Source organism: Bradyrhizobium sp. OK095 (assembly GCF_900109945.1).
Lineage (GTDB): Bacteria > Pseudomonadota > Alphaproteobacteria > Rhizobiales > Xanthobacteraceae > Bradyrhizobium.
In genome coordinates this window covers 110,969-136,411 of the sequence record NZ_FOBX01000014.1, presented here as the reverse complement: position 1 = coordinate 136,411, position 25,443 = coordinate 110,969, and the positions used below count along the sequence as shown (strand labels likewise).

At 64.2% G+C, this 25,443-nt stretch carries 28 protein-coding genes; all 28 read right to left on the bottom strand.

Features of this window, described 5'->3' with window-relative positions:
• Nucleotides 1–158 precede the first annotated feature (158 nt).
• The 28 genes from BMW89_RS30455 to flgA all read right to left on the bottom strand — a co-directional run bounded on the left by BMW89_RS30455 (nucleotide 159) and on the right by flgA (nucleotide 25,433).
• Complete coding sequence (locus BMW89_RS30455; RefSeq protein WP_092032827.1) at nucleotides 159–617, bottom strand: hypothetical protein; 459 nt, start codon at nucleotides 615–617, stop codon at nucleotides 159–161.
• Nucleotides 614–1,126 carry a flagellar biosynthesis protein FlgN gene (locus BMW89_RS30450; protein WP_092032823.1) on the bottom strand — a complete coding sequence of 171 codons (513 nt, stop codon included), beginning with the start codon at nucleotides 1,124–1,126 and terminating at the stop codon, nucleotides 614–616. Before BMW89_RS30450 ends, BMW89_RS30455 begins: the two co-directional genes overlap by 4 nt.
• A gap of 39 nt (nucleotides 1,127–1,165) precedes the next feature.
• On the bottom strand, nucleotides 1,166–1,648 hold the full coding sequence (locus tag BMW89_RS30445; RefSeq protein WP_177196434.1) for a rod-binding protein: 483 nt from the start codon (nucleotides 1,646–1,648) through the stop codon (nucleotides 1,166–1,168).
• Complete coding sequence (locus BMW89_RS30440; RefSeq protein WP_092033108.1) at nucleotides 1,645–2,064, bottom strand: hypothetical protein; 420 nt, start codon at nucleotides 2,062–2,064, stop codon at nucleotides 1,645–1,647. The genes BMW89_RS30445 and BMW89_RS30440 overlap by 4 nt, the downstream gene beginning before the upstream one ends.
• Before the next feature lie 5 nt (nucleotides 2,065–2,069).
• A complete protein-coding gene (gene fliR, locus BMW89_RS30435; protein ID WP_244547729.1) occupies nucleotides 2,070–2,834 on the bottom strand; it encodes a flagellar biosynthesis protein FliR in 765 nt (254 codons plus the stop codon).
• Nucleotides 2,831–4,912 carry a flagellar biosynthesis protein FlhA gene (gene flhA, locus BMW89_RS30430; RefSeq protein WP_092032815.1) on the bottom strand — a complete coding sequence of 694 codons (2,082 nt, stop codon included), beginning with the start codon at nucleotides 4,910–4,912 and terminating at the stop codon, nucleotides 2,831–2,833. Before flhA ends, fliR begins: the two co-directional genes overlap by 4 nt.
• 77 nt (nucleotides 4,913–4,989) lie before the next feature.
• Nucleotides 4,990–5,256, bottom strand: a complete 267-nt coding sequence (gene fliQ, locus BMW89_RS30425; protein WP_092032811.1) for a flagellar biosynthesis protein FliQ — start codon at nucleotides 5,254–5,256, stop codon at nucleotides 4,990–4,992.
• On the bottom strand, nucleotides 5,253–5,675 hold the full coding sequence (gene flgD / locus BMW89_RS30420) for a flagellar hook assembly protein FlgD (protein ID WP_092032808.1): 423 nt from the start codon (nucleotides 5,673–5,675) through the stop codon (nucleotides 5,253–5,255). Before flgD ends, fliQ begins: the two co-directional genes overlap by 4 nt.
• Nucleotides 5,676–5,691: 16 nt before the next feature.
• Nucleotides 5,692–6,096 carry a flagellar biosynthesis repressor FlbT gene (gene flbT, locus BMW89_RS30415; protein WP_092032805.1) on the bottom strand — a complete coding sequence of 135 codons (405 nt, stop codon included), beginning with the start codon at nucleotides 6,094–6,096 and terminating at the stop codon, nucleotides 5,692–5,694.
• Complete coding sequence (gene flaF, locus BMW89_RS30410; protein WP_092032802.1) at nucleotides 6,096–6,440, bottom strand: flagellar biosynthesis regulator FlaF; 345 nt, start codon at nucleotides 6,438–6,440, stop codon at nucleotides 6,096–6,098. Before flaF ends, flbT begins: the two co-directional genes overlap by 1 nt.
• A 51-nt stretch (nucleotides 6,441–6,491) precedes the next feature.
• The gene (locus BMW89_RS30405; RefSeq protein WP_092032799.1) at nucleotides 6,492–7,538 is read right to left on the bottom strand and encodes a flagellar hook-associated family protein; all 1,047 of its coding nucleotides are present in this window, start codon (nucleotides 7,536–7,538) and stop codon (nucleotides 6,492–6,494) included.
• Nucleotides 7,539–7,541: 3 nt separating this feature from the next.
• Entirely contained in the window at nucleotides 7,542–9,017 is a 1,476-nt protein-coding gene (gene flgK / locus BMW89_RS30400) for a flagellar hook-associated protein FlgK (protein WP_092032795.1), read from the bottom strand.
• 34 nt (nucleotides 9,018–9,051) lie between these two features.
• Nucleotides 9,052–10,281, bottom strand: coding sequence for a flagellar hook protein FlgE (locus tag BMW89_RS30395; RefSeq protein WP_092032792.1), 1,230 nt, complete (start codon nucleotides 10,279–10,281; stop codon nucleotides 9,052–9,054).
• 97 nt (nucleotides 10,282–10,378) lie between these two features.
• Nucleotides 10,379–10,972, bottom strand: coding sequence for a transglycosylase SLT domain-containing protein (locus tag BMW89_RS30390; protein ID WP_092032788.1), 594 nt, complete (start codon nucleotides 10,970–10,972; stop codon nucleotides 10,379–10,381).
• Nucleotides 10,923–12,308: a flagellar hook-length control protein FliK gene (gene fliK / locus BMW89_RS30385; protein ID WP_092032783.1), complete on the bottom strand. Its 1,386-nt coding sequence runs from the start codon at nucleotides 12,306–12,308 to the stop codon at nucleotides 10,923–10,925. The genes BMW89_RS30390 and fliK overlap by 50 nt, the downstream gene beginning before the upstream one ends.
• Nucleotides 12,305–13,534 (bottom strand): chemotaxis protein, encoded by a 1,230-nt coding sequence (locus BMW89_RS30380; protein ID WP_092032779.1) that lies wholly within the window; start codon nucleotides 13,532–13,534, stop codon nucleotides 12,305–12,307. The genes fliK and BMW89_RS30380 overlap by 4 nt, the downstream gene beginning before the upstream one ends.
• On the bottom strand, nucleotides 13,531–14,856 hold the full coding sequence (locus BMW89_RS30375) for a MotB family protein (RefSeq protein WP_092032775.1): 1,326 nt from the start codon (nucleotides 14,854–14,856) through the stop codon (nucleotides 13,531–13,533). The genes BMW89_RS30380 and BMW89_RS30375 overlap by 4 nt, the downstream gene beginning before the upstream one ends.
• A gap of 5 nt (nucleotides 14,857–14,861) precedes the next feature.
• A complete protein-coding gene (locus BMW89_RS30370; RefSeq protein WP_092032772.1) occupies nucleotides 14,862–15,563 on the bottom strand; it encodes a hypothetical protein in 702 nt (233 codons plus the stop codon).
• The gene (fliF, locus tag BMW89_RS30365; protein ID WP_177196433.1) at nucleotides 15,560–17,188 is read right to left on the bottom strand and encodes a flagellar basal-body MS-ring/collar protein FliF; all 1,629 of its coding nucleotides are present in this window, start codon (nucleotides 17,186–17,188) and stop codon (nucleotides 15,560–15,562) included. Before fliF ends, BMW89_RS30370 begins: the two co-directional genes overlap by 4 nt.
• A gap of 304 nt (nucleotides 17,189–17,492) precedes the next feature.
• The gene (locus BMW89_RS30360) at nucleotides 17,493–18,401 is read right to left on the bottom strand and encodes a flagellin N-terminal helical domain-containing protein (RefSeq protein WP_092032765.1); all 909 of its coding nucleotides are present in this window, start codon (nucleotides 18,399–18,401) and stop codon (nucleotides 17,493–17,495) included.
• Between the two features lie 297 nt (nucleotides 18,402–18,698).
• Nucleotides 18,699–19,607 (bottom strand): flagellin N-terminal helical domain-containing protein, encoded by a 909-nt coding sequence (locus BMW89_RS30355; protein ID WP_092032761.1) that lies wholly within the window; start codon nucleotides 19,605–19,607, stop codon nucleotides 18,699–18,701.
• Nucleotides 19,608–19,883: 276 nt separating this feature from the next.
• Nucleotides 19,884–20,789, bottom strand: coding sequence for a flagellin N-terminal helical domain-containing protein (locus BMW89_RS30350; RefSeq protein WP_092032757.1), 906 nt, complete (start codon nucleotides 20,787–20,789; stop codon nucleotides 19,884–19,886).
• A gap of 265 nt (nucleotides 20,790–21,054) precedes the next feature.
• Nucleotides 21,055–21,795, bottom strand: a complete 741-nt coding sequence (fliP, locus tag BMW89_RS30345) for a flagellar type III secretion system pore protein FliP (RefSeq protein ID WP_092032753.1) — start codon at nucleotides 21,793–21,795, stop codon at nucleotides 21,055–21,057.
• A complete protein-coding gene (locus tag BMW89_RS30340; RefSeq protein ID WP_177196432.1) occupies nucleotides 21,792–22,235 on the bottom strand; it encodes a flagellar basal body-associated FliL family protein in 444 nt (147 codons plus the stop codon). The genes fliP and BMW89_RS30340 overlap by 4 nt, the downstream gene beginning before the upstream one ends.
• Nucleotides 22,236–22,277: 42 nt before the next feature.
• Entirely contained in the window at nucleotides 22,278–22,973 is a 696-nt protein-coding gene (flgH, locus tag BMW89_RS30335) for a flagellar basal body L-ring protein FlgH (RefSeq protein ID WP_092032747.1), read from the bottom strand.
• A complete protein-coding gene (locus tag BMW89_RS30330) occupies nucleotides 22,974–23,762 on the bottom strand; it encodes a MotE family protein (RefSeq protein ID WP_177196431.1) in 789 nt (262 codons plus the stop codon).
• A 67-nt stretch (nucleotides 23,763–23,829) separates the two neighbouring features.
• Nucleotides 23,830–24,960, bottom strand: a complete 1,131-nt coding sequence (flgI, locus tag BMW89_RS30325; RefSeq protein WP_092032741.1) for a flagellar basal body P-ring protein FlgI — start codon at nucleotides 24,958–24,960, stop codon at nucleotides 23,830–23,832.
• A complete protein-coding gene (flgA, locus tag BMW89_RS30320; protein WP_177196430.1) occupies nucleotides 24,957–25,433 on the bottom strand; it encodes a flagellar basal body P-ring formation chaperone FlgA in 477 nt (158 codons plus the stop codon). Before flgA ends, flgI begins: the two co-directional genes overlap by 4 nt.
• Nucleotides 25,434–25,443: the final 10 nt, after the last annotated feature.

Here is a 25,443-nt window from a genome sequence, read left to right as displayed (position 1 = left end):
CACTTTCGCAGAGGCCGTTGCATTTTCAGGGACTGAGACCGCGGGAGGCAGGCCTCGCGGCGCGCGCAGCTGCGGCAAGGCACGACCGGACGACGATCGCGCCTCAGACTTCAGACATGATCATTCCGGAAAGCTGCATCACGCTTGCGCGGTGATGCCTACGGCTTCGACTGGAATTCTTCCCTCGAGACGTAGTTGAAGTCCTCGACCAGGACGTCCTGGACGACTTCGGCCTGCATCCGCTCGTTGACGTGCTGCTTGATGGCCGTGGTGAGGATCGAGAGGTCGTAACGGGCGAGCTTCCTGAAATCGAGGCGATCGTCGGCATAGATCCTGCGGAAGGCCTCGTCGACGACGAACGGCTCCGGCGGCACGTTGAGCTGGTGCAAGGTCCGCCCCTCCACGGTGTAGACGAAGCGCGCGACGATGTAGCCCTGCACACTGCCGTTCTCGACCATGGGCACGCTCAGCGCCCGCGTCTTCTGGTATTGCAGCCCGTCGAGATACGCGTCCTTGGCCGGCAGCAGGCTGCCGTTCTCCTTCCAATAGGCCACGCCGTAGCTCGTGCCTGCCGTAAGGATACAGACCCAGAGCCCGGCCAGAACGAGTCTGATCATTTTCCGCCCTGCGTTGTGCGACCGGTATAGGTGCCGTCCGACTCGGCATCCTTGATCGCCTTGACGATGATGGACGCGACCTCGCGCACCGCGTCGTAATGCATCTCGAGGAGGGAACGATTGCGCTCGAGCTTCTCGCGCAAGCGCTGGATCTCCTCGGTGACCTCGACCTCGGCGCCGAGATGCATCCGCACCCGCATCAGGCGGACGAATTCGAGCATACTTCTGCTCTTCCGGGCGCTGAAATCGTCGAAATCGATCTTCTGGCCCGTCCCGAGCGCGGCCGTCTCCTCCTCAACGATGCCTTCGAGCCGGCGGATCGCCGCCAGCAGGCCGCGCACCTCCTCCGACTTCTCCGCTTCCGTGGTGTTGACCACCGCCTCGCCGCCGGCATTCGGCAGCAGCACCGGCAACAGCGCATCGCTCGATGCCGCTTCCATCGTCATCGCCTCGGTGTCGACCACCGGCTGCTCCATCACCAGGGCCGCCGCGCCTTCTTGTGCCTGCATAGGAAATTCACCCCTCAACGTCTGTCACCCATTCCCTGATCATGATCCAACCTTCGCCGTAACGTCCGGCCCCGGCGGATGTGCGGCAGCAAGCTGCTTGGCAATGCCAATGCCCTTGCCCTTTGCCAGTTGGCTACCGAGCTGCTCCGCCAGCATCGACTTCCAGACGCCGCCGGCAGTCCCCTTGCCGAACACCTGCTCCGAGTCCTTCGGCAGCATCGTCTCCACGAAGGTCTGGAGGATGAAAGCCTCGAACTTCCGGTAGACCTCGCCGGATGCCGGCGCCTTGATCACATGCACCGGCGGCCCGTTCACGGCAGTCGACTGCGTTTCCACTAGCTTCGCCGCTGACTGATCGGCAGTTGCGGCCCTCGCCTTGCCGACCTCCGCATCCATTGTGGCGGCAAAATCGGTATCCGATGATTTCAGCGCATCGAGCTTCGCGGCCGCGGCGCGCTGGGTTACGGGGTCTGCGGCATCGAGGACGTCGAGAACGAGGTCGGAGGTCGCTGTCACGATCATATCTTGTTCCGGCTGGCTGGCCGTGGCGTCCACTCGCGCACGGTAAGGCTTGTTCCCGTTATCTCCTCGAGCGAGCGCTTTTCCGCATCGCGAAGCTTGTCCGCAAGCGCCGCCTTGGCGACCTCCTGGAGCTGCTTCACGCGGCGGGTCTCGATGCGAACCTGGTCGAGCTGCCGCGAAGCCTGCTCCTTCACCGCGCGCGCGCCGACGCTCGTCCTGTTGAGACGCCGCGCGATCGATTCGCTCGACGACCCCGCCGGCGGCTTGCCCTCGTTCAGGGTTCCGACCAGCCATTCCTGCTCGTCCTGCAAGCTTCTCTCCTGCTGCTGCAAATGAACGAGCTGCCATTCGGCCAGCCGGAGCTGGAGCTTCACCAGCGAGACCATCCGACCGAGCTTGTCCGCGCGCCCCTTCATGGCCGTCATTCCACCAGCCACGACGAGACGCCGAGCATGAATTGCGTCAGCAGCTCGTCGCTGGTGAGATAGAGCAGCAGGAAGCCTCCGAACAGCACGAACGGCACCGAGACGAAGTAGACGGGAATCGCCGGCGTCAGCTTGTTGATCAGGCCGACCGCCAGGTTGACGATGACGGAATAGACGATGAAAGGGCTCGCGATCCGCAGCGTCAGCACGAACGCCTCCGAGAGGCGAGCGACGAGCTGGTCGAGCGGCATGCTGTCGCCGAGCCTGCTGCCGGGCTGCCAGACGTCGTAGGAATTCATCAGCCCGCGCAGCACCTGCCAGTGCTGGTCAGTCACGAAGAACAGCGTGGTGACCGACGCCATGATCAACGGCACCAGGGCAGGCGCCGGATCGGTATCGGCGATCGGTGTACCCGGAATGTTGCTCAGCCCGATCGCACTCGCCATCACGGTGGCCATGGTCTGGAGGGCCAGGAAGAACACGCGCCCGCCGAGGCCGATGACGCTGCCGACCAGGGTTTCGGAGCCGATCAGGAGTGCCAGCGTCAGCGGCGCCGCGTTCTCCGTCACAGGTTTCAGGACCGCGATCAGGATCGGCGTCAGAGCAAACGTCGTAACGAGCGCGATGAACAGACGGATCTGAGGCGGGACAATGCCGCTGGAATAGCCGGGCACGAACATCAGGCAGCCGCCGATGCGGCAGAACACGATGAACGTCACCAGCACGCTGTCGGTGAGGCTGCTGGTGAGGCTGCTGATCACGAGATGGCTCCGAGCGCCCTGATCTCGGTACTGCGCGCGACCTCGACATGCGACAGGATCGGCAATGTCGGGAACACCCGCTCCAGGATCATCCGGACATAGGGACGGGATTCCGGGGTCACCGCCAGCACCACACTGGTGCCGTTCTCGGTGAACTTGCGGATCGCCGCACTGGCCTCCGTCGCAAACTGCTCGATCAGGCGCGGATCGGCGTCGAACTCGACGACGTCGCCCTTGGCGTCGCGCTTCAGACTCTGGTGGAACGCGAGGTCCCAGCGATTGCCGAGGCGGATCACGTTGAGCACGCCGTTGTCGGAGAGATCGCCGCATATCTGCTGGGCAAGACGCGTGCGCACATGCTCTGCAACCTGCTCGGAGCGCCGCACATGAGGCGCGATCTCGGCGATCGCCTCCAGAATCAGATGGAGGTTGCGGATCGACACGCGCTCGGCCAGCAGGATCTTCAGGATCGCCAGCAGGCCGGAGTAGGAAATCTGCGACGGGCAGAGATCCTCGACCAGGCGCTTGTATTCGGGATCGAGCCGATCGAGCAGTCCGCGCATGTCCTTGTAGGACAGGAGCTGGGCGAGATTGGCCCGGATCACTTCGCTCAAATGCGTGAGCAGCACCGACAAATTGTCGACCGGCTTGCAGCCCTGACGCTTGACCTCGTCGGTGAAGGCTTCCGTCACCCACAGCGCCTTCATGCCGAAGGCGGGCTCGATCACCTCTTCGCCGGGCACATCGGGCTTGCCGTCCTTATCGACCAGCACCAGCACCTCGCCGAGCCGTAACTCGCCATTGGCGACACGCGTGTCGTGAATCCGGATCTGGTATCCCTTCGGATCGATCGACAGATTGTCGGTGAGCTTGATCTCGGGAACGACGAAGCCGTACTGCTTGGCGAACTTCTTGCGGATCTTGGCCACGCGGTGGCCAAGCTCGGTGCGCGAGCCCAGCATATGCACCGACAGGTGGCCGCCGAGCGACAGCTCGATCTCCGCGGTCCTGAGCGATTCCTTGACGGAGTCCTTGGCCTCGACCTGCGCGCGCGCCTCGGCCTTGCTGGCGTCTTCCTTCTGTTTCAGGGCCGCCTGCCGCCTCGGCAGCGAGTAGCCGACGAAGGCCATGACGCCGCCCAGCAGCAGGAACGGCGGCATCGGCAGTCCCGGCATCAGGGCGAGCACGAACATCATCAGCGCGGCGGCCGACACGGCGCGCGGATAGCCGCCGAGCTGCCGCAGCACGGCCTGCTCTGCCGAGCCTCTGGTGCCGCCCTTGGAGACCAGGAGGCCCGCCGACAGCGACACGATCAGTGCCGGCATCTGCGTGACCAGACCATCGCCGACGGAGAGCTTTGTGTAGACGTCGGCGGCGCGCGACAGCGTCAGACCGTGATGGGTGACGCCGATGACGATGCCGCCGAAGATGTTGATCGCGGTGATGATCAGGCCGGCGACGGCATCGCCGCGGACGAATTTCGAGGCACCGTCCATCGCACCGAAGAACGCACTCTCTTCCTCGAGCTCGCGGCGCCGGCGCTGGGCTTCCTTGTCGTCGATCAGGCCCGCCGACAGATCGGCGTCGATCGCCATCTGCTTGCCGGGGATGGCGTCCAGAGTGAAGCGGGCGCCGACTTCGGCGATACGCGTTGCACCTTTGGTGATCACGACGAAATTCACCGTGACCAGGATGGCGAAGATGATCAGGCCGATGACGAAGTCGCCGCCCATGACGAATTTCGAGAAGCCGGCAACGACATGGCCCGCGGCGTCTTCCCCCTCCCCGCCGCGCGAAAGGATCAGGCGTGTCGTCGCGACGTTCAGCGCAAGCCGCAGGATCGTGGCGATGAGCAGCACGGTCGGGAAAGCGGAGAAGTCGAGCGGCCGCTGGATCCACAGCGAGACCATCAGGATCAGCGCCGACAGCGCGATCGAGAAGGCCAGGCCGAGATCGATCAGGATCGGCGGGATCGGCAGGAACAGGATCGTGAGCATTGCCACGATACCGCCTGCGAAGAAGGCATCCGCCCCTAAACGGCGGGGGGTGGGTAGGCTAGCAGTTAACGTATCGGCCATGGGTCACCGGCAGAGGGTCCGCCCCGCAATCTGCCGTGTAAAGCTTACGCGAGGGTGGTGGCCGACAGAGCAGCGGCTCAGAAGCCGCGCTCGATATGCGAATAGACCATCTCGGTGAAGGTGGAGAGATGGGCACCCATGAAGGAGCCGGAGACGGCCACGACCACGAGAATGACGATGATCTTCGGAACGAAGGTCAACGTCATTTCCTGGATCTGGGTCAGCGCCTGCATCAACGCGATGAGCGTGCCGACCAGCATTGCCGCACCGACGGCTGGTCCGCAGGCAATGATGATGGTCCAGATCGCCGCCTGGACGATGTCGAGGGCGTCCCGCTCGTTCATGACTGGCTGATCGTGATGCCGGGTCCGACGGCGACTTTCGTACCGTCCTCGAGGGTCGCGACGGAGCCGTCGCTGTTGATGGAGATCGACGTGACCTTGCCGCTGAAGGTCGCTCCGGTCGAGTCGGTGAAGCTGACGGTTTTCCCGATCAGTCCGTCAGCCTGCGACAGCGACTGGGAGGAGAGCAGCGAATCCAGCTTGGTATTGGTCTGCATCGCCTGCTCGACCGACGACATCTGCGCAAACTGGCTCATGTATTGCGAGGTATCCATCGGATTGGTCGGGTCCTGGTTCTTCATCTCGGCGATGAGAAGCTTAAGAAACGTGTTGTAGTCGACGCCCGTGCTCAACGGGGCCGTGGTGGAGCTTGTCGAACTGGACGACTGGCTGGTGCTATCGGTCGCGCTGGTGACGTTCATTTTTACCTCTCCGCTGTCAGGCAGCCTCGAATGGGGCGGCGGCGCCGGCCAGGATGGCCTGCTCCACCGGGAACAGCGCCCGGATACGCTTGAGCGCCTCGAAATAACGGGTCGTCTCGACCAACTCGTCGACCGCGGCAAGCCCCGCCAGCATCTCGCGGCTTTCGCACACCGCGACCAGGGCCGAGTGGTGCTGGGCGTAGAGCGCCGAAGCATCCCGGATGTCGGTCGGGTTCATCAGCATGAGCTGGACGATGAAATAGAGCTGCCGCAGCGCCGTGGTGGCCTCGGACGCCTGCATGACCTGCCCTTCGAGCAGGAACATCACGTCGTTGACGAGCTCGAGCGAGACCTTGCGGTCCACGCGCAGCACCGCGCCGTTGATGTAGACCCGTTCGCCCGCGCGCAAGGAGATCTTCATCAGAGAGCATCTCGGATCATGCGGTTGATTTCGATCAGCTGCACCACGTCGCTCGACCGTTCTTCGCGAAGGCGATCGGCTTCCTTGACCACCCACAGGCCGATCGAGATGATGTCGGCCCGCAGCTTCTCGGGAAGCCCGTTATCCGGATGCACGAGATCCTCGATGAAGATGGTCCACAGCCGCCGGACGTAGAGCAGGCTCTGGACCTGATCCTCCACGCTGAAGCGTCCGTTCTGGAGCCGCTCCAGCCGGTCGATGCCGAGGCTGAGCGCCTGGCGCTCGCGCCCCCGCGCCTCGGAGCCGCTGTCTTCAACGAACGTTTCGTAGGCTTCAAAAGTCATCCAGACAACTCTGCGCAGAAGTTTCAATGAAAAAGCGACGAGCGACCGGGCTCAGAGATAGTTGATCAGGCTGATCTTCTGGAGCTGCGACGTCAGCGCGAGCGCCGTCTGGATCTGGGTTTGCAGCACATTGACGCGCACCGACGCTTCCGCCGGATCGACCTTCTCGATACCGACGATCTGATTGTTCAGAATGTCCTGCTGCGCCTTCAGCTTGTCGGTCGAGGAGGTGAGCCGCTGCTGGACCGTGCCGACGTTGCCGCCGAGCGTAGCAAGGTCTGTGATGGCGTTCCCGACGAGGCCGATGGCCTTGTCCACGACGACCTGGAACGTCGCCTGGTCCAGGTTCGTATTCCCGAGATCGGCCATCATGGTGTAGGCCTCGGCGAGCTTGCGGAAGCCGGTCTGGTTGGCGCTGACGGACGTATCGGCGATCTCGGTCGTGGAGATACGGCTTTGCATGACCGCGTCGGTGGCCGTCGACCAATTGGTGTTCCAGGCCGGGCTCGCGAACTCGGCATCGAAGCTGGTGTTGAGGAAGCTCTGCATTTGGGTCGGGGTAATGCTGCTCACGCTGGGCGATGATTGCGAGAAGCCGAAGGTCGCAAGGAAATCGGCGTCGACCTGGTTCTTGCTGGCCGAGCCCGCGGTATAAGCCGTGATCGGCGTATTCTGCGTGTTGATGCCCGAGAAGAGGTATGAGCCGTTATAGGAGACGTTCAGCGCGCCGATCAGGTCCTGGAGGTTGGAGGACGCAGGCGGCAGGATGATCCGCCCACCGCCGTCGGTACTGCGGGCCGCGATCAAATCCTTGAGGAAGTCCGTTGCGGTCGTGCCGAGCTGGGTGATCCGGCTCTGCGTTATATCAAGGCGTCCCGAGACGAGCCCGTTGGTGTCGACGAGCTGATCGGCGAAGCTCCAGTCCGCTCGCAAGGTGACGTCGCTTCCCGTCGTGGCACCGAGTTCGAGGCCGACATCGGCGAAACGGCCGGTGGTCGCCTCCGTCGACGCCTTGCTCAGCAGAGCCTGGTTGTTCGTAATCGAGGACCTCAACGACGAGGACAGCATCAGGGTCGAGATGTAGTTCGCGCTCATCATGGCTTAATTCCCCACGGCAGCCAGCAGGCTCTGCAGCATTTGGTCGACGGTCGAGATGATCTTCGACGATGCCGAATAGGTGCGCTCGACCTGGAGCATCAGCGACATCTCGTCGTCCATGTTGACGCCGCTGACGTTGGACAGCGCCGCCGTGCTGCGATCGAGCAGCGTTTTCTGGTAGGTGACGTTGGAGTCCGCAGTCTTGCGCTGGTTTTCGATCCAGCTCGTCGAGGACGACGCGAAGTCGATCAGGCTGCCGTTCGGCTTGCCTTGCGTGGTCGCATCGAACGGCTGCGACGCATCCATGCCGCCGATGAGCTGCTGCAGCCGGGCCGAGTAGCCGCCGTTGCCGGCGGTGTTGTATTGATATGCGACGCTGCCGCTGATCGCGCCGTCGCGCAGCAGATTTGGGTTGCCGCCCTGGGCCGGATCAACCGACGCCGCGACACTGATCAGGCCGGCGAGGCCCACCGAGACGGTGGCGCTCGCGGGCATTGCCGGCGAGCCCGGATAGGTGAAGAGACCGGGAACGTCAGGAAGCGCCGCGCCCGATTGATCGCTTTCCCTGAAAGTATTGATCAGACCGCGCGCGACTTCGTCGAGCTGGCTCTGATAGGTGACGGTGCTCTGGTCGCGCAACTGAGCGAGGCCCGCGAGTTTGCCCGACTTCAGCGGCATCACCGAATTGGCGCCGGTCACCGGCACGCCGTCGACATAGACCGCATTGCCCGTAGTGCCGGCCGTATAGGCGGTGGTGGGCGTGAAACTCACCGCGCGGGCCGTCTTGTCGAACAGGACGGCGCCGCTGTCGGTGTAGAGCGCCGCGTCTCCGTTGGTGCGGATCGACATCGTAACGCCGAGTTCCTGCGACATCTGGGAGACGATGCTGTCGCGCTGGTCGAGGTAGTCGGTGATGTCGTCACCGGAGATCGTGCCTTTCACGATCGCCGTATTGACGGTCTGGAACTGGGAGAGCAATCGGTTGATGTTCTGAACCGACGTTTTCATGTCGGCATCCGCGCCCGAACGGACCGACTGTACGGTCTGGGTCGCCTGGTTGAGCGCGGTCGCCATATCCTTGGCGGACGTGACGGCCGCCTGCGCCAGCGTCGTGTTGTCCGGGGCGTTGGCATATTGCTGCAGCGCCTGCTTCAGCGCACTGAGCTGCGCCGTCGGCGACTGGTTGAGCTGCGGATCGTCCACCGTGGCAGCTGCGATCTTCTGGAGGCCGTCATAGATCGCGCTCTGCTGGGCCGACGACGAGGTCGCGATCAGGACGTTGTTGTAGAGGCCGGAGCTGGCGGCGCGCTGGATCGCCGCCACATAGACGCCGGTCCCGGGCAGGTTGTCCAGCACGGCAATCTTGCGCGAATAGCCGGTGGCGCTGGCCCCGGCGATGTTGCGCGAGATGACCGACGACTGGATGCCCGACGCCATGAGTGAGGAGCGGGCGGATTCGAGAGCGGCGGTTAGGTTCATGATCTGCTCTTGCCGGCGACGAGCGCTGTTGGAATCAGCGCTTCAGGTTGACGACCACGTCCAGCAAGTCGGCGCCGGTCTGGAACGATTTCGAGTTTGCGGTGAAGCCGCGCTGCGCCTCGATCATCGAGGTCAGCTCGTCGGCGAGATCGACGTTCGAGTCTTCCAGCGCACCCGACTTGATGGTGCCGAGACCGCCCTGGCCGGCGAGGCCGACCTGCACGTTGCCGGAATCCAGGTTCGGTGAATAGACGTTGCCGACTTCGGGCGTCAGATGGTCCGGGCTCGGCACGTTGGCCAGCGCGATCTGGAAGCTCGGAAGCTCGGTGCCGTTCTTGAGGACCGCGGTAACCACGCCCTTGTCGTCGATGTTCACCTTCTCCACGGCGGACGGAGCGTTGCCGTCGACCGTCGCCTTGAAGTCGAAGGCCGAGGCGACCTGCGTCATGGCCGACATATCGATGTTGAAGGCGCCAGAGCCGCCGGGGATCGCGACCGAGAGCGACGTCGGGCTGGTCGCGGCCAGCGCACCCTTGCCCACCGCGGTCACATCGAAGGTGAACGTGGTCGCGGGGCCGCTCGTCGTCAGCGCGGTTGCGCCGTTGTAAACCTCGATATCCCAGGTATTCGCGCCCGTCTTCGAGGCGTAGACGTCGAGCGTCACGGCATTGCCGATGTTGTCGTAGGTCACCATCGACGTCTTCGACGTGTAGCTGCCCGGACCGGCCGGTCCGGCGATCGCGGTCGCACTCGGATCGAGATTGGCGGCCACGGTCGCCTTGGTCGAAGGCGCAGCCTGCAGCGCCAGCTGGTTGACGTTGATGACCTGGAGGCCGCCGAAGCCGTTGGCGGCGACGGTGGGCGTGGCACCGTTCGCGATGTTATAGCCCATCAACTGGAAGCCGGAGGTATTGACGAGATTGCCCGTGCTGTCCGGCACGAACGCGCCGGCGCGCGTCAGAAAATTGTTGCCATTCGCATCCTGCACGACGAAGAAGCCGTTGCCCTGGACCGCGAGGTCCGTCGCCGAAGTCGTGAACTGGTAGTTGCCGGCATCCGAAATGGCGTAGCGCACTGTGGTCTCGACGGCGCCGGAGTCGTAATTGCCGGAGCCGCTCTTCAGGATCAGCGACGAGAATTCCGTCGAAGCCCGCTTGTAGCCGGTCGTGTTGACGTTCGCGATGTTGTCCGAAACAGTCGACAGCTTGTTCGACTGCGCATTCATTCCGGAAACGCCGGTGCGCATAACACCATACAGGCTCATGAATTAGGCTCCTTTGGCAGGTTGTAGCTACAATGCGGGTTCTTGCTTGCGCGGGGCTGATGGTAGGGAACCATGCACAACTTTCGGGTTGTCCTGGTCATGTCGTCTTCTCAGTCGTCTTGGGTTGACAGAGTGAGCGCGCCTTGTCGGTCCACGCGCCGAAGCCGCTGGAGACGAGATGAGCGACGATGTGGCAGACGTAGCGCTTTTGCGCCGGCTGGTTGTTGGGGCCGGCATTGTAGCGGGCGACCGCCATGGTCCAGCTGCCCTCGCGCTGCTTCAACTCCTTGAGGAAGCGCGCGGCATATTCGACGTTCTTCGCGGGGTCGAACATCGCCTGCACCGAGGTGAACTTGTCGCCGTGATAGTAATGGTTGATCTGCATGCAGCCGAGATCGATCAGCTTGATGCCCTTGGCTCGCATCGCCTCGAAATTCGCGATCGCATCATTCATGTCCTTGGCGAACACGGTCTGGCCGTCGGCACCGAGCGCGTAAGGATAGAGCGCGCCGCGCCGCCCTGTCTCGGTGAGCCCGACGGCGTAGAGAATGCCGAGCGGAATGCCGTGCTGCTGGGACGCACGCGCCATCTCGCGCTCGCAGGGACGCGAATTGTCGGTCGCCGCTGCCGCAGCGCCCGCATTACAGATAAACAGGGCCGCGACGAGTCTGCGGGCCCACGTCCTGGTCATGACGCGTCTCCTGGTTGGACTGGCGCTCCTGGCGAGCCTGCTTCGCGCCGCCGTCCGATTGCCCCGACGAATTGCTGGTGCCGTCGAACGTGCCTTGCTGCGACTGGGACGATGGCTGTTGCTGGCCCGCGAGCTGCGCTTGCGCTTGCGACTGCGACTGCGACTGGCCGGAGCCGCTCTGGAATCCGTCCAGCGAGCCGTGCTGAACCGGCGCGACGTCGGCGACGTAGCCCGCGGACTGCATCAAGTCGCGGATCGAGTCGCGTTGCTGGTCCAGCATCTGGCTCGTATCCCTGCGTTCGGCGGCAAGCTGCACCGACACCTCAGTGCCGACGAGACGAAGGCGAACGGTGACGTTGCCGAGCGTCGGCGGCTCGAGATTGATGGTGAGGATCCTGAGCGGCTGATCCGGCGCGTTGCCTTGCGACGTCGCGAGATCGGCGGCGGCAGACGCCGCCGGTGTCTCCTTCAACTCGGCGACGACCGCATTGGCGACCTGTTGCGGGGCGTTGAATTGCGCCGGCGGCAGATGGGTCTCCTGCTGAACCACGGTGACCTTGGTCGTCTCGGGCAATGCATCCCGGGCCGAGGCCTTGACCGCACGTTCGACATTGGCCGTAACGGCCTCGAAACCGGATGACGCGGGCATTGCTCTTGGCGCAGCTTCATCGCCTTGCATTGCCTGCGGCGATGTCGCCACTTGCGACGCCGGGCCCTGCGCGCGCGTATTGGCTGGAGCGGCAGCGATTGGTGCGGGATCGGCCGTGGCGGCCTTCGTCATGCCGACGCTTTGAACGTCGCGCTTCGTGGCGGACGATCGTTCGTCGCGCGCGGACGCGTCCTTCCGGTCGGCCGCCGCCGATTGGGCCTGCGGCTGAATTTGCGGCTTCATGGCCGACACCGCTGCCAGATCCTGCCCGACAATCGCGGGAATGCTCGATCGGCTCTGGACGTCCGCCTTCATCACCTGATCGATCGGTGCGTGTTTGTCCGACGGCGCGTCAGCCGATTTGTCGGAGGCCTTGTCGGACTTGTCGGCCGATTTGGGCTCATCGGTCGCATCGGTGCTATCCTGCACCGTCTCGTCCGTCTTGTCCTTGTTGGCCGGATGCGCCAGGCGCGTCCGCAGCGTTCCGGCATTCACGCTCGTATCGCTGCCCTCACCGTTCAGCGCCCGCTTCGCCATGTTCGAGACGGTGTGGAGCAGATCGTTGAACGACGAATCCGCCTGGGACTTCGTCGCGGCGCCCTTGGCCGATCGCGACGTCCCGCGCATGTTGAGGCTCTCGGCGAGACCGGAGAAGAGCTGCCCGGAGGTTCCGCTGAGCTTGGTCATGGACGACGATCCCTGGTGAGGAGTTCGAGCTCTCCGAGATGCTTTTGCGCGCGTGCGAGGGTTGCGGTCGATGATGCGAGATCGACACGCGCCGGCGTCACCGGAGGTTTTTCGGCCGCGGCGGCCGATCCGCCCGCGAACGGTTTGCGGACATCGAGCGCGAGCTGAACCGTTGCATTGAGGAGCAGAACGTCGCGCTCGGGCAGCTTGGACCGGTCGAGCGCCTTCAGCTCGGCGAGACCGCCGTCATATTCGTCGGTGAGCGCCCGCGAGACACCACGAAAGAAATGCGCTCGCTCGCGCTCGGCCGAGGCATCGGCGCTGAGCGTCAGCGCCCGCTCGCTGGCGAGCCGGGTCACGGCCATCCGTCCACGCACCATCGCACTGCGCGCGATGACGAGATAGAGCTTGAGGCGGCTCGCGCGGTCGATCTGCTCCAGCAAAGTGGCGATCCGCGCAAAGCGGTTCTCGTCGAACGCGAGGCTCGATTGCGTCAGGCCCGTAGAGAAGCGCTGCCAGAAATCGCCGGCATAGATCGAGTTGCGGTAATGACGGATATAGGCCAGCGTCAGGAACTCGAACTTGTCGAACTCCTCCGCCTGCCCGACCAGCAGGATCTCGCGCCGCAGTGCCGCCTCCTCGACGAGCGTGCCGGGCAGGAGCAGGCGCGCGTCGTCCAGGCGCTCGATCGCGAACGATGCCTCGGCACGCGCGAACAGCGCGCCCTGGACCAGCGCGACTTGCCCGCCCAGGCCTGACGGAATCGTCCGCGGCTTGACGTCCTTGAGCAGCTCGCGCGCTTCGTCCTGACGGCCCTCGACATAGGCGAGCGCGCCATCGAACAGCCGTCCGTCGACATTGATCTTGTCGCGCGGCAGCTTGCGCACCACTTGCGGCGCACCACCGCTGAGCAGGTAGATGACGACGGCCTGGCCGTTCTGCGGATTGCTCCACACATTCGCATCGGCGGCGAGAAATTTCTCGCCGATCTGCCGGATCAGCGCGATGTGGCTGCCATGCGCCGCGGTGTCGCCGCTGGCGATGCCGTCCTGCACCGCCTGCAATCCGCGCACGAGCTCATAGGGTTCACTCGATGTCGACGCCGGAGCTGGTGCCGCAGCCAACGCTGCGGCTGGGGCCGATGCCGGTGCAGGATCGGCCAATACGCGTGCGGCCGTCAGCGGCAACGCCATCAGCAACACTGCGCGGAGGAGCAGCCTGATCAAGGGCGCTTCTCCCGGATCAAGATCTCGATCCGGCGGTTCTGCGCGGCCGCCGGATCATTCTGAAGTTTCGGCCGACGATCGGCGTAGCCTTCGACGTGCTCGATCCGCTGCGCATCGATGCCGGAGCGGACCAGCATGTAATAGGCCATCTGCGCACGGGCCGTCGACAGCCGCCAATTGTCGTAGGTCTCCGACTTGTACGGCCGATTGTCGGTGTGGCCGCGAACGATGATCATGCCGGGGCGCTTTGCCAGCAGCGGCCCGATCTTGTCGATCACGCGGATGAGCTCGGGTCGCGGCTCGGCCGAGCCGACCGCGAACATGCCGAAGCTCGCATCATCGGTCAGGCTGACCAAGAGGCCTTCCTCGACCTGACGCACCTCGGCCACCGGTCCCGCGCCGGCCTTGATGTCCGACAGTGCATCGGCGATCGCGGACTGAAGCTGCTTGACGGCTTGCTGTTGTGTTTGCGCGGCGTCGCGCGGTTCAGAATTCTTCGCTTGATCGCCGGAGCGCGACTGTACGGCGGCATTGGCTTGAACGCCTGGTTGCGTATTCACCTGGGCACTGCCATCGCGTTGGGCCTGCGACGGCGCGGGCCCCGGCGGCAACAGTGGCGACAGGCTTGCGGACGACGCGTCCGCATTCGGAGCGATGCTTCCGCCGGCATCGTCCTGCGTGGCACGGCGCGGTTGCGGCTCGCCCTGCCCCGTTCCAGACGCATTGTCGCGCGCTGACGCATTCGGCTTTGGCTCGCTGTCGACGAAGCGATCCAAATCCTTGGACGACTGCGGTGTCAGCTTCCAATAGCCGGGATCGAAGGGATCTCGGTAGGCGTCACCGCCCTTGAGGCCGTCCTCCTCGGCGGAGGTCAGCGCGCCGGCGCGGCGCTGGCCCGTGGCCTGGTTCGCACTGTTCGCAATCTCGGAGAGCGTCGCATAGGGATCTCGGAACAGAATCTTCTCTTCATAGGAAGCCGGCTTCTCTGCTGTCGGTGAGTCGCCGCGACGTTCTTCGTTTGGCCCGGCCGGCTGACGCCTGCCGTCTTGTCCCTCCAACGTCGTAGGCTCCTTCTTGGGGAGATCCTTGAGACCCTTGGGAGCGGGCGCGTTCTCGGCGAGCTTGATCGGGTTGAAATAGCTCGCGACAACCTGCTTCTGGTCCTGGTTGAGCGCGTTGAGCAGCCACATGACCAGGAAGAACGCCATCATCGCGGTCATGAAATCCGCATAGGCGATCTTCCATACGCCACCGTGATGCGCCTCCTCGGCGAAGGCGCTGCGCCGGCGGACGATGACGATCTCCTGCTTGACCTCTTCCATGGCGTCTACCGGCGCGCTTCTTTCAGGCGTTCGCTCCAGGTCGTGATCTGGGTCTCGATCACGGTCTGGTCGGCGACGACGCGAACCTCGAGAGTCTCGGCGGCCTCGTACTGGATCCCCGTGCGCCTGGAAGCCTCGAGCTGCGTCCTCACGAGGTCAAGCAGCTCGCTTGGGCCGGTGACCTTGAACACCGGTACCGGCGAATTGCCGGTCAGCGCCGCAATCTGTTCGACCAGCGATCCGATCGCCTTGTCGCGAACCGCATCGGCGAGGAAAGGCAGCAGGATTCGCGCGACCGAGCTCGCGATGTTGGTCTCGATCTCGCGGCAGGCCGACTCGAAGCCGCTCACGATCGCGATCGCCTGCTGGTCCGACCATTTGGCCCGCTCCTCGCCGAGCCGGATCGCGCTGCGGACGCGCTCCTCGGCAACCCTGCCGTCGGCCTCCGCAACGCCAGCGGCATGACCGCGACGATAGGCGTCGTCGAGGAGGTTGACCGACGGAGCTTCCGGCTCGGGCGCCGGTGACGGCGACTGAAACTGCGGCTGCGATTGAGGCTGACGCTGCGGCTGGGCCTGCGGCTCGCGCCGGGCCTCCTTCGGCCTCGTCAGCACGTCCTGGATCTTGGGCGGTGGAGGCAGCGGCGGCGACTTGGTCCGGCCGTTTGCGTCGAATTGCGTCAGGAGTTTTCCGATAGCCGCGTTCATGCTGCCTCCTCGCGTCGCATCCAGTCTTTAAGGATCGCTGCTGCCTGCATCTGATCGAGCCGGACAATCTGCTCGAGCCGCTTTTGCGGCGTTCGCTGCATCTTGCCTTCGAGGTCTTCGACGAGGTTGAGCTCGGGATCCTGACTCTCGGCCAATGCAAGGGCCGCGGCAGTTTCGAGCTCGGCGGCCTCGGCCGCCTCGGTCTGCTCCTGCGCCGCGCGATGGGTCAGAATACCGTTGACCGCGGGCCGAAGACCGAACCAGACCAGCATCGAAGCAACGGCAAGGATCGTCACCGCATTGATGACGCTGCCGAGCTGCTTGTTGATCATTTCGACGAAGCTGATCGGCGGCACCGGCGCGAGCTCGCGCGAACCTTCGATGAAGTCCACGGCCGTCACCTGGATCTGGTCGCCGCGTGCCTTGTCCAGCCCGCCGGCGGTCGCCGCGAGCTGGCTGATCTCGGCGAGCTTGCTGTCGACAATGGCCTGGTTGCTCTTGTCGCCGAGATCGGCAACGAGCCGCGCGCGGTTGATCAGCACGGCGATGAAGAGCTTCTTGACCGAATAGCCATCGCTCACCGTCGTCGTCGTCTTGGACGACACCTCGAAATTGCTGACGTCCTCGCGGCGGGTCTTGTCCTCGCTGGAATTCTTGGTGCCGCCGGCGTTGACCTGCTGGTCGGGAAGATTCTGCTGCACCGTGGTCGGCGTCGACCGATCCGCGTTCTGCGACTTCTCGTTTTCACGCACGTTCCGCACTGAACGTTCCGCGCGGCTCTCCGGATCGTAGACGGTCTCGTTGATCTGCCGCTTGTCGGTGGAGAGCTGCGGGGCGACGCTCACCTCGAAATTGTCCAGGCCCAGATACGGCGTCAGCGCCTTGCGGATGTTCTCCTGCACCATGCCGCCGACCGTCTTCTGCAGGCTTGCCATCTTGGTCGGCGCGGCGCTCGCCTCGTCCTCTTCGGCCAGCAGCATCGAGCCGTCGGCGTCCAGCACGGTCACCTTCTCTTTGCTCATGCCCGGGATGGCTGCAGCAACGAGATGGCGGATCGACTGCGCCGTGCGCGCATCGAGCGCGCCGTCGGTGCGCAGCACCACCGAAGCCGAAGGCGGTTGCTGCGTCGCGCGGAACGAGCCGCGCACCGGCAGCACGATATGCACCCGCGCCGCCTTCACACCCTTCATCAACTGCACTGTGCGCGCGATTTCGCCTTCAAGCGCCCGGAGCTTGGTGACCTCCTGCATGAACGAGGTCAGGCCGAGCGAGCCGATCTTGTCGAACAGCTCGTAGCCGGAATTGGCGCTGGTCGGCAGCCCCTTCTCGGCGAGCAGCATTCGCGCCTGCATGGTCTGGCTCGGGCGCACCGAGACCGCGTCGCCGGCTGTATTGACGTCGAAGGCGATGTTCTGCTCGCGCAGCGCGGTGCCCATGCGCGCAACGTCTTCGCGGTTAAGGCCGGTATAGAGCGTCTCGAATTCAGGCCGGCTCAGATAATAGGCGCCGCCGACGACGGTGACGAGAACGGCAAAGCCGATCAGTCCCAGGGCCATCAGGCGTCGCGGCCCAAGCTCCAGCAGATTGTTGAGCAGTTGCTGTATTTGCGCACGACTGAACAGCATATGACCTCGTACCAATGCGAACCTGTGGGACACTCCGCTGCCAACCTTGTCTGAAGGTTGCGCAAGGACACGAATGTGTCAGTTCGCAGGCGAGACGTTGCAATTTTACAAGGGATCGAGTGACGCGATCAGTCCAGCGGCAACGACCGGGCGATGGCACGCATGGCAGCGCGATCGGCTGCGGCGCGTTACATCGATGCTGGCATCAGGAGATCGATTGCGGGCACATCATGTGCCGTCATATCCGCCGTTCACGACGGGACCGTGCTCCCATAGGGAGCACGGTCGTTTCCAAAGCCGAAGCTTACTTAAACAGCGAGAGGATGCTCTGGCTGTTCTGGTTGGCGATCGAGAGCGCCTGGACGCCGAGCTGCTGCTGGGTCTGGAGGGCCGCCAAGCGGGTCGATTCCGCGTTCATGTCGGCGTCGACGAGCTGGCCGACACCACGATCCACCGAGTCCATCAAGGTCTTGACGAAGTCCGTGTTGGTCGAGATGCGGTTCTTGACGGCGCCGAGGTCGGCGGCGGCCGAGGCCACCGAGTTGATCGCTGCCGTGACCTTCGTGATGTAGCCATCGAGCGTGGTCTGGTCAGCCGTCGAGTCGGTCAGCGTGGCGATGCTGAGCGTGTCGACCGAGGCACCGCCGCTGACGGTGTCCAGAATGCCGGCCGTGGTCGACGTATAGAGCGAATAGTTGGAGATCGTCAGGGTAATGGACCCGATCGTGGGCGTGCCGCCGACGCGCGAGAACGACGACACCAGATTAAAGGTCGCCGGCGTGGTCGCGGTCGCGCTCAGCCAGTTCACGCCGTTGAAGGTCGCCGCATTGGCGGTGCCCTTCATCTGCTGCTGGATCTGGGTGATGTCAGCCTGGATCTTGGTACGGTCGATACCGGCGGTCTTGGCTTCGACCAGCAGCGCCTGGAGCTTGGTCAGGCCGCCGGTTTTATCGCCCACAACAGCGGTCAGAGCGGTATATTCGGTGTCGACGGTCGCAGCCGACAGTCCGAGCGAGTCGGAGACGGCGGAGAGCGCGGCGTTGTCGGCACGCATGGAGGTCGCGATCGACCAGTAGGCGGCGTTGTCCGAAGCGGTGGACACGCGCATGCCGGTCGAGATCCGGTTCTGCGTGGTTGAGAGTTGCGAGCTGATGTTCCGCAAGGTCTGAAGCGCGGTCATTGCGGAGGAGTTGGTAAGCAGACTTGAACTCATTTTTTGACGTCCCTTTGAAACGGATTGAATTTTGCGGGACATACCGGGCTTGCACCGGTACGGCAGGGCGGCATCATGCCTTTGGGCTGCGGAAAAGCGCGCTCAACCTGACCGTAACGGCGGCAATAGCACGCGAAGTTTGTGCGAGGCTTGTGGCTCCGTGACCGGACCGCGACAGGGAGAGCCAAATCGACGCGAAAAGTCGACGCGCCAAGGTCATGGGGCGACCGGCGCACGCTAAAATGAAAAGGGCCGCGCTTCGCGAGAAGCGCGGCCCTCCTCAGATGGCTTTGAAGCTTAGCGGAACAGCGAGAGGATGCTCTGGCTGTTCTGGTTGGCGATCGAGAGCGCCTGGACGCCGAGCTGCTGCTGGGTCTGGAGGGCCGCCAGGCGGGTCGATTCCGCGTTCATATCGGCGTCGACGAGCTGGCCGACACCACGATCCACCGAGTCCATCAAGGTCTTGACGAAGTCCGTGTTGGTCGAGATGCGGTTCTTGACGGCGCCGAGGTCGGCGGCGGCCGAGGCCACCGAGTTGATCGCTGCCGTGACCTTTGCGATGTAGCCATCGAGCGTGGTCTGGTCAGTCGTCGAGTCGGTCAGCGTGGCGATGCTGAGCGTGTCGACCGAGGCACCGCCGCTGACGGTGTCCAGAATGCCCGCCGTGGTCGACGTATAGAGCGAATAGCTGGAGATCGTCAGGGTAATGGACCCGATCGTCGGCGTGCCGCCGACGCGCGAGAACGACGACACCAGATTGAAGGTCGCCGGCGTGGTCGCGGTCGCGCTCAGCCAGTTCACGCCGTTGAAGGTCGCCGCATTGGCGGTGCCCTTCATCTGCTGCTGAATCTGGGTGATGTCGGCCTGGATCTTGGTACGGTCGATACCGGCGGTCTTGGCTTCGACCAGCAGCGCCTGGAGCTTGGTCAGGCCGCCGGTTTTATCGCCCACAACAGCGGTCAGAGCGGTATATTCGGTGTCGACGGTCGCAGCCGACAGTCCGAGCGAGTCGGAGACGGCGGAGAGCGCGGCGTTGTCGGCACGCATGGAGGTCGCGATCGACCAGTAGGCGGCGTTGTCCGAAGCGGTGGACACGCGCATGCCGGTCGAGATCCGGTTCTGCGTGGTTGAGAGTTGCGAGCTGATGTTCCGCAAGGTCTGAAGCGCGGTCATTGCGGAGGAGTTGGTAAGCAGACTTGAACCCATTTTGATGTCCCTTTGGAGATTGGATTGAATTTGGGGACATACCGGGCTTGCACCGGTACGACAAAGCGGCGTCATGCCTTTGGGCCGCGGAAAAGCGGGTGAAGGGCCCAATGTGTCGTAGCGGAGAGGTTAGCCCGCGAAGCTTGTGCGGGGCTTGTGGCTCTGTGGCTCGGCCGCAACAGGGCAGCCGAAATCACGGCGTGCGGATGGCGTCACGCCAAAATGAAAAGGGCCACGCTTCGCGAGAAGCGCGGCCCTCCTCAAATCGTTTAAGGCTTAGCGGAACAGCGAGAGGATGCTCTGGCTGCTGTTGTTGGCGATCGAGAGCGCCTGCACGCCGAGCTGCTGCTGGACCTGGAGGGCCGCCAGGCGGGTGGACTCCTGGTTCATGTCGGCGTCGACGAGCTGGCCGATACCACGATCCACCGAGTCCATCAGCGACTTCACGAAGTCCGTGTTGGTCGAGATGCGGTTCTTGACGGCGCCGAGATTGGCGGCGGCCGAGGCCACCGAATTGATCGCGCTGGTGACCTGCGCGATGTAGCCATCGAGCGTGGTCTGGTCAGCAGCCGAGTCGGTCAGCGTGGCGATGCTGATCGTGTCGACCGACGCACCGCCGCTGACGGTATCCAGAATGCCGCTCTGGGTGCTGGTGTAGAGCGAGTAGTTCGAGACAGTCAGGGCGATGGAGCCGGTGGTCGGCGTGCCGCCGACGCGAGAGTACGACGACACCAGGTTGACGGTCGCCGGCGTGGTCGCGGTCGTGCTCAGCCAGTTCACCCCGTTGAAGGTCGCCGCGCTGGCGGTACCCTTCATCTGCTGTTGAATCTGGGTGACGTCCGCCTGGATCTTGGTGCGGTCGATACCGGCAGTCTTGGCTTCGACCAGCAGCGACTGGAGCTTGGTCAGGCCGCCGGTGCTGTCGCCGATGGTGGAGGTCAGTGCGGTATATTCGGTGTCGACGGTCGCGGCAGACAGACCGAGCGAGTCGGAGACGGCGGAGAGCGCGGCGTTATCGGCACGCATCGAGGTTGCGATCGACCAATAGGCGGCGTTGTCCGAGGCGGTCGAGACGCGCTGGCCGGTCGAGATCCGGTTCTGCGTGGTGGAGAGCTGCGAGCTGACAGACCGCAAGGTCTGGAGCGCGGTCATGGCGGTCGAGTTCGTAAGCAGGCTTGACATTGCGTATGTCCCTTTGATGTACGCGTTACATTTTCACGAGGGGACATACCGGGCTTTCACCGGTACGGAGGGGCGGCATCATGCCTTTGGACTGATGTGGGTGGGGTCCAACCCGCCGTGACGCATTGCTAGCACGCCGAATCTTGCGCGCAGATTAAGATCACCTTGAATTTCGCAGCAATATCAGATGGTTAATGGTACCCTCTGCTAACCATAGAAGGGTACTTCTCGCTAACCATAACCAGCCGCCCGGCGATGGCGGCTGTTACGAGAACGACCGCACCAAGCCCGAGGCCAAGAGGTTCCAGCCGTCAATCAGCACGAAGAACAGCATCTTGAACGGCAGTGCGAGGATCGTCGGCGGCAGCATCATCATGCCCATCGACATGGTCAGTGTCGCCACGATCATGTCGATGACGAGGAACGGCAGCATGATCAGGAATCCGATCTCGAACGAACGCCTGAGCTCGGAGATCATGAAGGCCGGAATGATCACGCGCAGATCGACGCGCTTGTCGTCGAACTTCTTGCGGAAGCTCTCGGCCGCCAGCGACTCGAAGGTCTGCAGATCCTTGTCGCGGACATGCGCCAGCATGAACTCGCGGAACGGATCGGTGATCTTCAGATAGGCCTCTTCCTCCGAGATCTCGTTCTTCATGAGAGGTTGGACGCCGGTCTCCCAGGCGCGGTCGAAGGTCGGTGCCATCACGTAGAACGTCATGAACAGCGCAAGGCTGACCAGCACCAGATTGGCCGGCGTGGTCTGAAGGCCGAGACCGGAGCGCAGGAACGACAGCGCCACCGCAAATCGCGTGAAGCTCGTCATCATGATGAGCAGTCCGGGCGCCACCGACAGCACCGTGATCAGCGCCATCAGCTGAATGATGCGGCCGCTGGTCGAGCCGTTGCCCGGCGGCAGCAGCGAGTTGAGGTCCGGAATCTGGGCCAGCGCCACCTCGGGCAGCACGACCAGAACCAACGCGAGCAGCAGGACTTTCACTCTCACTGGATCACCAACGTCTCAATGATCAATTCGCGGATCTTGCCCGACGAGCGGATGTTGGCGCGCTCGGTCAGGTCGTCGCGCAGATGCTGGAGCCCGCGCGATCCCTCGAACTGCGCCACCGAGGCGGACCGCAGATAGGTCACGATGTCCTCGCTGACATGGGCGGCCAGGATGCCGGCATCCTCGTCGCTCATGCTCTCGGTCACCATGGAGGCCTCGACGCGAGCCCAGTTGTTGGCGGGCGCGGCGAGATTGGTCACGATCGGGGACAGTTTTCGGAGCCGCGCGCTGCCGGCGTAACTCGACGCAATCGGCGGCGGCGTGGCGCTCTTCTTCGCGTCGGCGACACGCTCGGCAGCCGCAAACAGATTCAGGCCGGCAAGCGCGCCCGCGCCGATCGCCACAAGTGTCAGCACCAGGATGGCCGCAATCAGGCGCATCACGTCCCCTGCCCCTGCGAAGCGGCCCGGCGGCTGCGAATCTCAGAATGGTGCCACGGCGTCATAGATCCGATGTCCCCATCCAGGTTGCTGCACGTCAGACAAATTTCCGCGACCACCATAGGCTACCCGCGCCTCCGCGATCTTTTCGTAGGAGATCGTGTTGGTCCGCGAGATGTCACGCGGGCGCACGATGCCGCCGACGTTGAGTACGCGCATCTCGGTATTGACCTTGAATTCCTGCGAGCCGCTGATCATCATATTGCCGTTCGGCAACACGTCGGTGACGATGGCGGCGATGGACAGCTTGATGTCCTCGGTGCGATCGATTTGGCCGTTGCCCTTGATCTGGGTGTTGGTGCTGAGGTTGGCGGTGGTTTGGCCCTTGTCCTGCCATCCGGCGACGTCCATCAGCCAGTCGAGGCCGAACTTGATCTGCGAATCGCGCGACCGGTCGGTCTTGTTGTCGAGCTTGGCCTTGTCCTGCATCGAGATGATGATCGTGACCACATCGCCGGTCCGCCGGGCACGGGGATCGCGGTAGAGATCGGTGCCGTCGTCCCAGGTGGAGCGATAGCTGACGGGCGTGCGCATGCGGGGCGTCACCGGGATCGGATCGGCCTGCGTCCTCAGGCCGCTGCCCACAGGTGACAGTTTCGGGCCGGTCAGGATCTCGGCCGGGTCATGGGAACACCCGGCAAGCAATAGCAGCGACAGGATGAGGATCGGCAGCTTCATCTATTTGGTCTTTCCGTCATCCACACGACGCATTCCGCCAAGCAAATCGGCAAGGTGCGCGGCGCGCGCCGTATCCATCTCGTTGAAGATCGCGCTCGAGCTCCTCGGGCTGAGCTTGGCGAGCACGGCGGCCGCGGTCTCGTCTGCCATGCCGGCGATCTGGGTCGCCGCGGCGTCCGGCTTCATGCGCGAATAGATCTCGACGACCTGCGCCTCGGCCTTCTTCAGGAAATCGTCCCGCAGCGCCATCCACTTCTCGTATTCGACGCGCTTGGCCTCGACCTCGGCGATCCGCTCGCGGAGCAGGCCCTCGGCCTTCTCCAGCTCCTTGAGCTGCCAGGCGAGCCTCGCATCGACGGCGGGATCAGTCACGTTGCTGCAGAACAGGGCGACCTCGCTGTCCGCGGACACGGCGGCCTGCGGCGGGGCAGCCTTCGGCGGCGCCGTGACGCTGCCGGGCTTGGCAGGCCGAACCGGCGCGGCTGCGGGTGCCGGCGCTCGTGCCGGTGTGGGTGCAGGCGCATCGGACGCCGGCACCGCGCCGGTGGTTGCCGGCCCGGAATCTTCGGCCACCCACGCCGTCGCCCGCATCGAAGCGTTGTCGCCTGGAATCGGCGAAGCAGGCAGCGACGGCTTTTGCGATCCGGGCGCTCGCGCCCGCGCAAAGGACAGCAGGTTGAGCGGCTTCGACGGCTTGGCCTCGTCCAGAGCAAGCACGGGCGAGGCGCTCATGAGCGCGGAGGTCGCGATCAGGAGGAGGAGCTTGGCTTTGTGATTCAGTTTCAGCATCGGGCCGCGTGCGATTCTCGGTCGAGACCAGAGCATTGAGCGACCAAGCTTGCACGACGCTTGTGCATCATTGCACGATGACGTCGGCCTGGAGCGCGCCAGCCGTCTTGATCGCCTGGAGGATCGCGATGATGCCCGATGGCTTGAGGCCGATCTGGTTCAATCCGCGCACCAGGCGCTGGAGATCGACGCCGCTCAGGATCGCGACCTGCGATCCGGCCTCGTTGGCCTCGACGATGGTCTGGGGCACGACCACGGTCTGACCTTGCGAGAACGGCGCCGGCTGCGACACCACGGGAAGCTCGGTGACACGAACCGTCAGATTGCCGTGCGTCACCGCGACGGTCGATATCCGGACGTCACGTCCGATCACGACCGTGCCGGTGCGCTCGTTGATGACCACCCGCGCCGGCGTATCCGGCTCGACCGTCAGCTCGCCGACTTCCGCGAGGAAGCGGACCGGTCCGACGTTGCGCGGTTTCGACAGCACGATGGTGCGGTAGTCGCGCTCGAAGGCGATCTGCGCGCGATAGCGGCCGCCGGCATAGCGGTTGATGGCGTCGAGGATGCGGGTTGCGGTGACAAAATCGGGGTTCTTGAGCTCGAGCACCAGGTACTCCATCTCGTGGAGGCTTCCCTGCACCTCGCGCTCAACCAGCGCGCCATTCGGAATGCGGCCCGCGGTGGGCGTGCCCTGGCTGACGCTCTGGGCCTGCCCGCCCACGCTGTAACCGGCGACCGTGACCGCGCCCTGCGCCACCGCATAGACCGCGCCGTCCGCCGCGCGCATCGACGTCATCACCAGCGTACCGCCGAGCAGCGACGTCGCGTCGCCGAGCGACGACACCGTGACGTCCATACGCTCGCCCGCCCCGATCGAGGGCGTCAGGTCCGCGGTCACCATCACGGCTGCGACGTTGCGCGTACGCAGTGTCGTCGGACGCGTCGGGTTGGTGGTGCTCGTGGTCTCGTTCCTGACATTGATGCCCATGTTCTCGAGCATCGATTGCAGGGATTGCTCCGTGAACGGCGCATTCCGAAGCGTGTCGCCGGTGCCGTTCAGGCCGATGACGAGGCCATAGCCGACGATCTGGTTTTCGCGCAGGCCCTTGATGTCCGCGATATCCTTGATGCGGACGGCGGCCTGGGCGCTGGCGGCGGAAAGAATGAGGACGAGTGCGATTAGAAGTCTGGTCATGATCCGTCCGCGACCTTGACGGTGCCGTCCGGCTGGACGATCGCCCTGATGATCACGCCGGTGTCGGTGTTTCGTACGGTAATGAGCGAGCCCGGCGTGCCGGATTGCATGGCGGCACCGTAGGTCACGATCGACAGGCCGGAGTCCTCGACCACGACCTTGACCATGGCGCCGCGGGCGATGGTGAAGGGATCTTCCACCGAATTGGTCGGGATCGGTTGGCCCGGCAGCAGCGCCCGCCGCGCCATGCGGCCGACGAGCACCTGACGCCCCTCAATGAACAGGGCGACCCCGAGCACGTTCGGCGCGAAGGTTCGCTCGGTGATCATGTCTTCCCTGATCAGCTCGCCGGCGCGGATCGAGACGGCCGGCACGGGAAGCCGCTTCTCCTCGGCCGCAGCGACGCGCGCCGAGACGAGAACCAGCAGCGCGGCGGCCAACCCGCGCACGATCAGGCCCACCCTGTTCAACATCGATACACCG

What these genes read in the sequence shown, in the direction of transcription:
- BMW89_RS30455 (WP_092032827.1), bottom strand. Translation starts at nt 617, where the DNA reads ATGATCAGACTCGTTCTGGCCGGGCTCTGGGTCTGTATCCTTACGGCA.
- BMW89_RS30450 (WP_092032823.1), bottom strand. Translation starts at nt 1,126, where the DNA reads ATGCAGGCACAAGAAGGCGCGGCGGCCCTGGTGATGGAGCAGCCGGTG.
- BMW89_RS30445 (WP_177196434.1), bottom strand. Translation starts at nt 1,648, where the DNA reads ATGATCGTGACAGCGACCTCCGACCTCGTTCTCGACGTCCTCGATGCC.
- BMW89_RS30440 (WP_092033108.1), bottom strand. Translation starts at nt 2,064, where the DNA reads ATGAAGGGGCGCGCGGACAAGCTCGGTCGGATGGTCTCGCTGGTGAAG.
- flhA (WP_092032815.1), bottom strand. Translation starts at nt 4,912, where the DNA reads ATGGCCGATACGTTAACTGCTAGCCTACCCACCCCCCGCCGTTTAGGG.
- fliQ (WP_092032811.1), bottom strand. Translation starts at nt 5,256, where the DNA reads ATGAACGAGCGGGACGCCCTCGACATCGTCCAGGCGGCGATCTGGACC.
- flgD (WP_092032808.1), bottom strand. Translation starts at nt 5,675, where the DNA reads ATGAACGTCACCAGCGCGACCGATAGCACCAGCCAGTCGTCCAGTTCG.
- flbT (WP_092032805.1), bottom strand. Translation starts at nt 6,096, where the DNA reads ATGAAGATCTCCTTGCGCGCGGGCGAACGGGTCTACATCAACGGCGCG.
- flaF (WP_092032802.1), bottom strand. Translation starts at nt 6,440, where the DNA reads ATGACTTTTGAAGCCTACGAAACGTTCGTTGAAGACAGCGGCTCCGAG.
- BMW89_RS30405 (WP_092032799.1), bottom strand. Translation starts at nt 7,538, where the DNA reads ATGATGAGCGCGAACTACATCTCGACCCTGATGCTGTCCTCGTCGTTG.
- flgK (WP_092032795.1), bottom strand. Translation starts at nt 9,017, where the DNA reads ATGAACCTAACCGCCGCTCTCGAATCCGCCCGCTCCTCACTCATGGCG.
- BMW89_RS30395 (WP_092032792.1), bottom strand. Translation starts at nt 10,281, where the DNA reads ATGAGCCTGTATGGTGTTATGCGCACCGGCGTTTCCGGAATGAATGCG.
- BMW89_RS30390 (WP_092032788.1), bottom strand. Translation starts at nt 10,972, where the DNA reads ATGACCAGGACGTGGGCCCGCAGACTCGTCGCGGCCCTGTTTATCTGT.
- fliK (WP_092032783.1), bottom strand. Translation starts at nt 12,308, where the DNA reads ATGACCAAGCTCAGCGGAACCTCCGGGCAGCTCTTCTCCGGTCTCGCC.
- BMW89_RS30375 (WP_092032775.1), bottom strand. Translation starts at nt 14,856, where the DNA reads ATGGAAGAGGTCAAGCAGGAGATCGTCATCGTCCGCCGGCGCAGCGCC.
- BMW89_RS30370 (WP_092032772.1), bottom strand. Translation starts at nt 15,563, where the DNA reads ATGAACGCGGCTATCGGAAAACTCCTGACGCAATTCGACGCAAACGGC.
- fliF (WP_177196433.1), bottom strand. Translation starts at nt 17,188, where the DNA reads ATGCTGTTCAGTCGTGCGCAAATACAGCAACTGCTCAACAATCTGCTG.
- BMW89_RS30360 (WP_092032765.1), bottom strand. Translation starts at nt 18,401, where the DNA reads ATGAGTTCAAGTCTGCTTACCAACTCCTCCGCAATGACCGCGCTTCAG.
- BMW89_RS30355 (WP_092032761.1), bottom strand. Translation starts at nt 19,607, where the DNA reads ATGGGTTCAAGTCTGCTTACCAACTCCTCCGCAATGACCGCGCTTCAG.
- BMW89_RS30350 (WP_092032757.1), bottom strand. Translation starts at nt 20,789, where the DNA reads ATGTCAAGCCTGCTTACGAACTCGACCGCCATGACCGCGCTCCAGACC.
- BMW89_RS30340 (WP_177196432.1), bottom strand. Translation starts at nt 22,235, where the DNA reads ATGCGCCTGATTGCGGCCATCCTGGTGCTGACACTTGTGGCGATCGGC.
- flgH (WP_092032747.1), bottom strand. Translation starts at nt 22,973, where the DNA reads ATGAAGCTGCCGATCCTCATCCTGTCGCTGCTATTGCTTGCCGGGTGT.
- BMW89_RS30330 (WP_177196431.1), bottom strand. Translation starts at nt 23,762, where the DNA reads ATGCTGAAACTGAATCACAAAGCCAAGCTCCTCCTCCTGATCGCGACC.
- flgI (WP_092032741.1), bottom strand. Translation starts at nt 24,960, where the DNA reads ATGACCAGACTTCTAATCGCACTCGTCCTCATTCTTTCCGCCGCCAGC.
- flgA (WP_177196430.1), bottom strand. Translation starts at nt 25,433, where the DNA reads ATGTTGAACAGGGTGGGCCTGATCGTGCGCGGGTTGGCCGCCGCGCTG.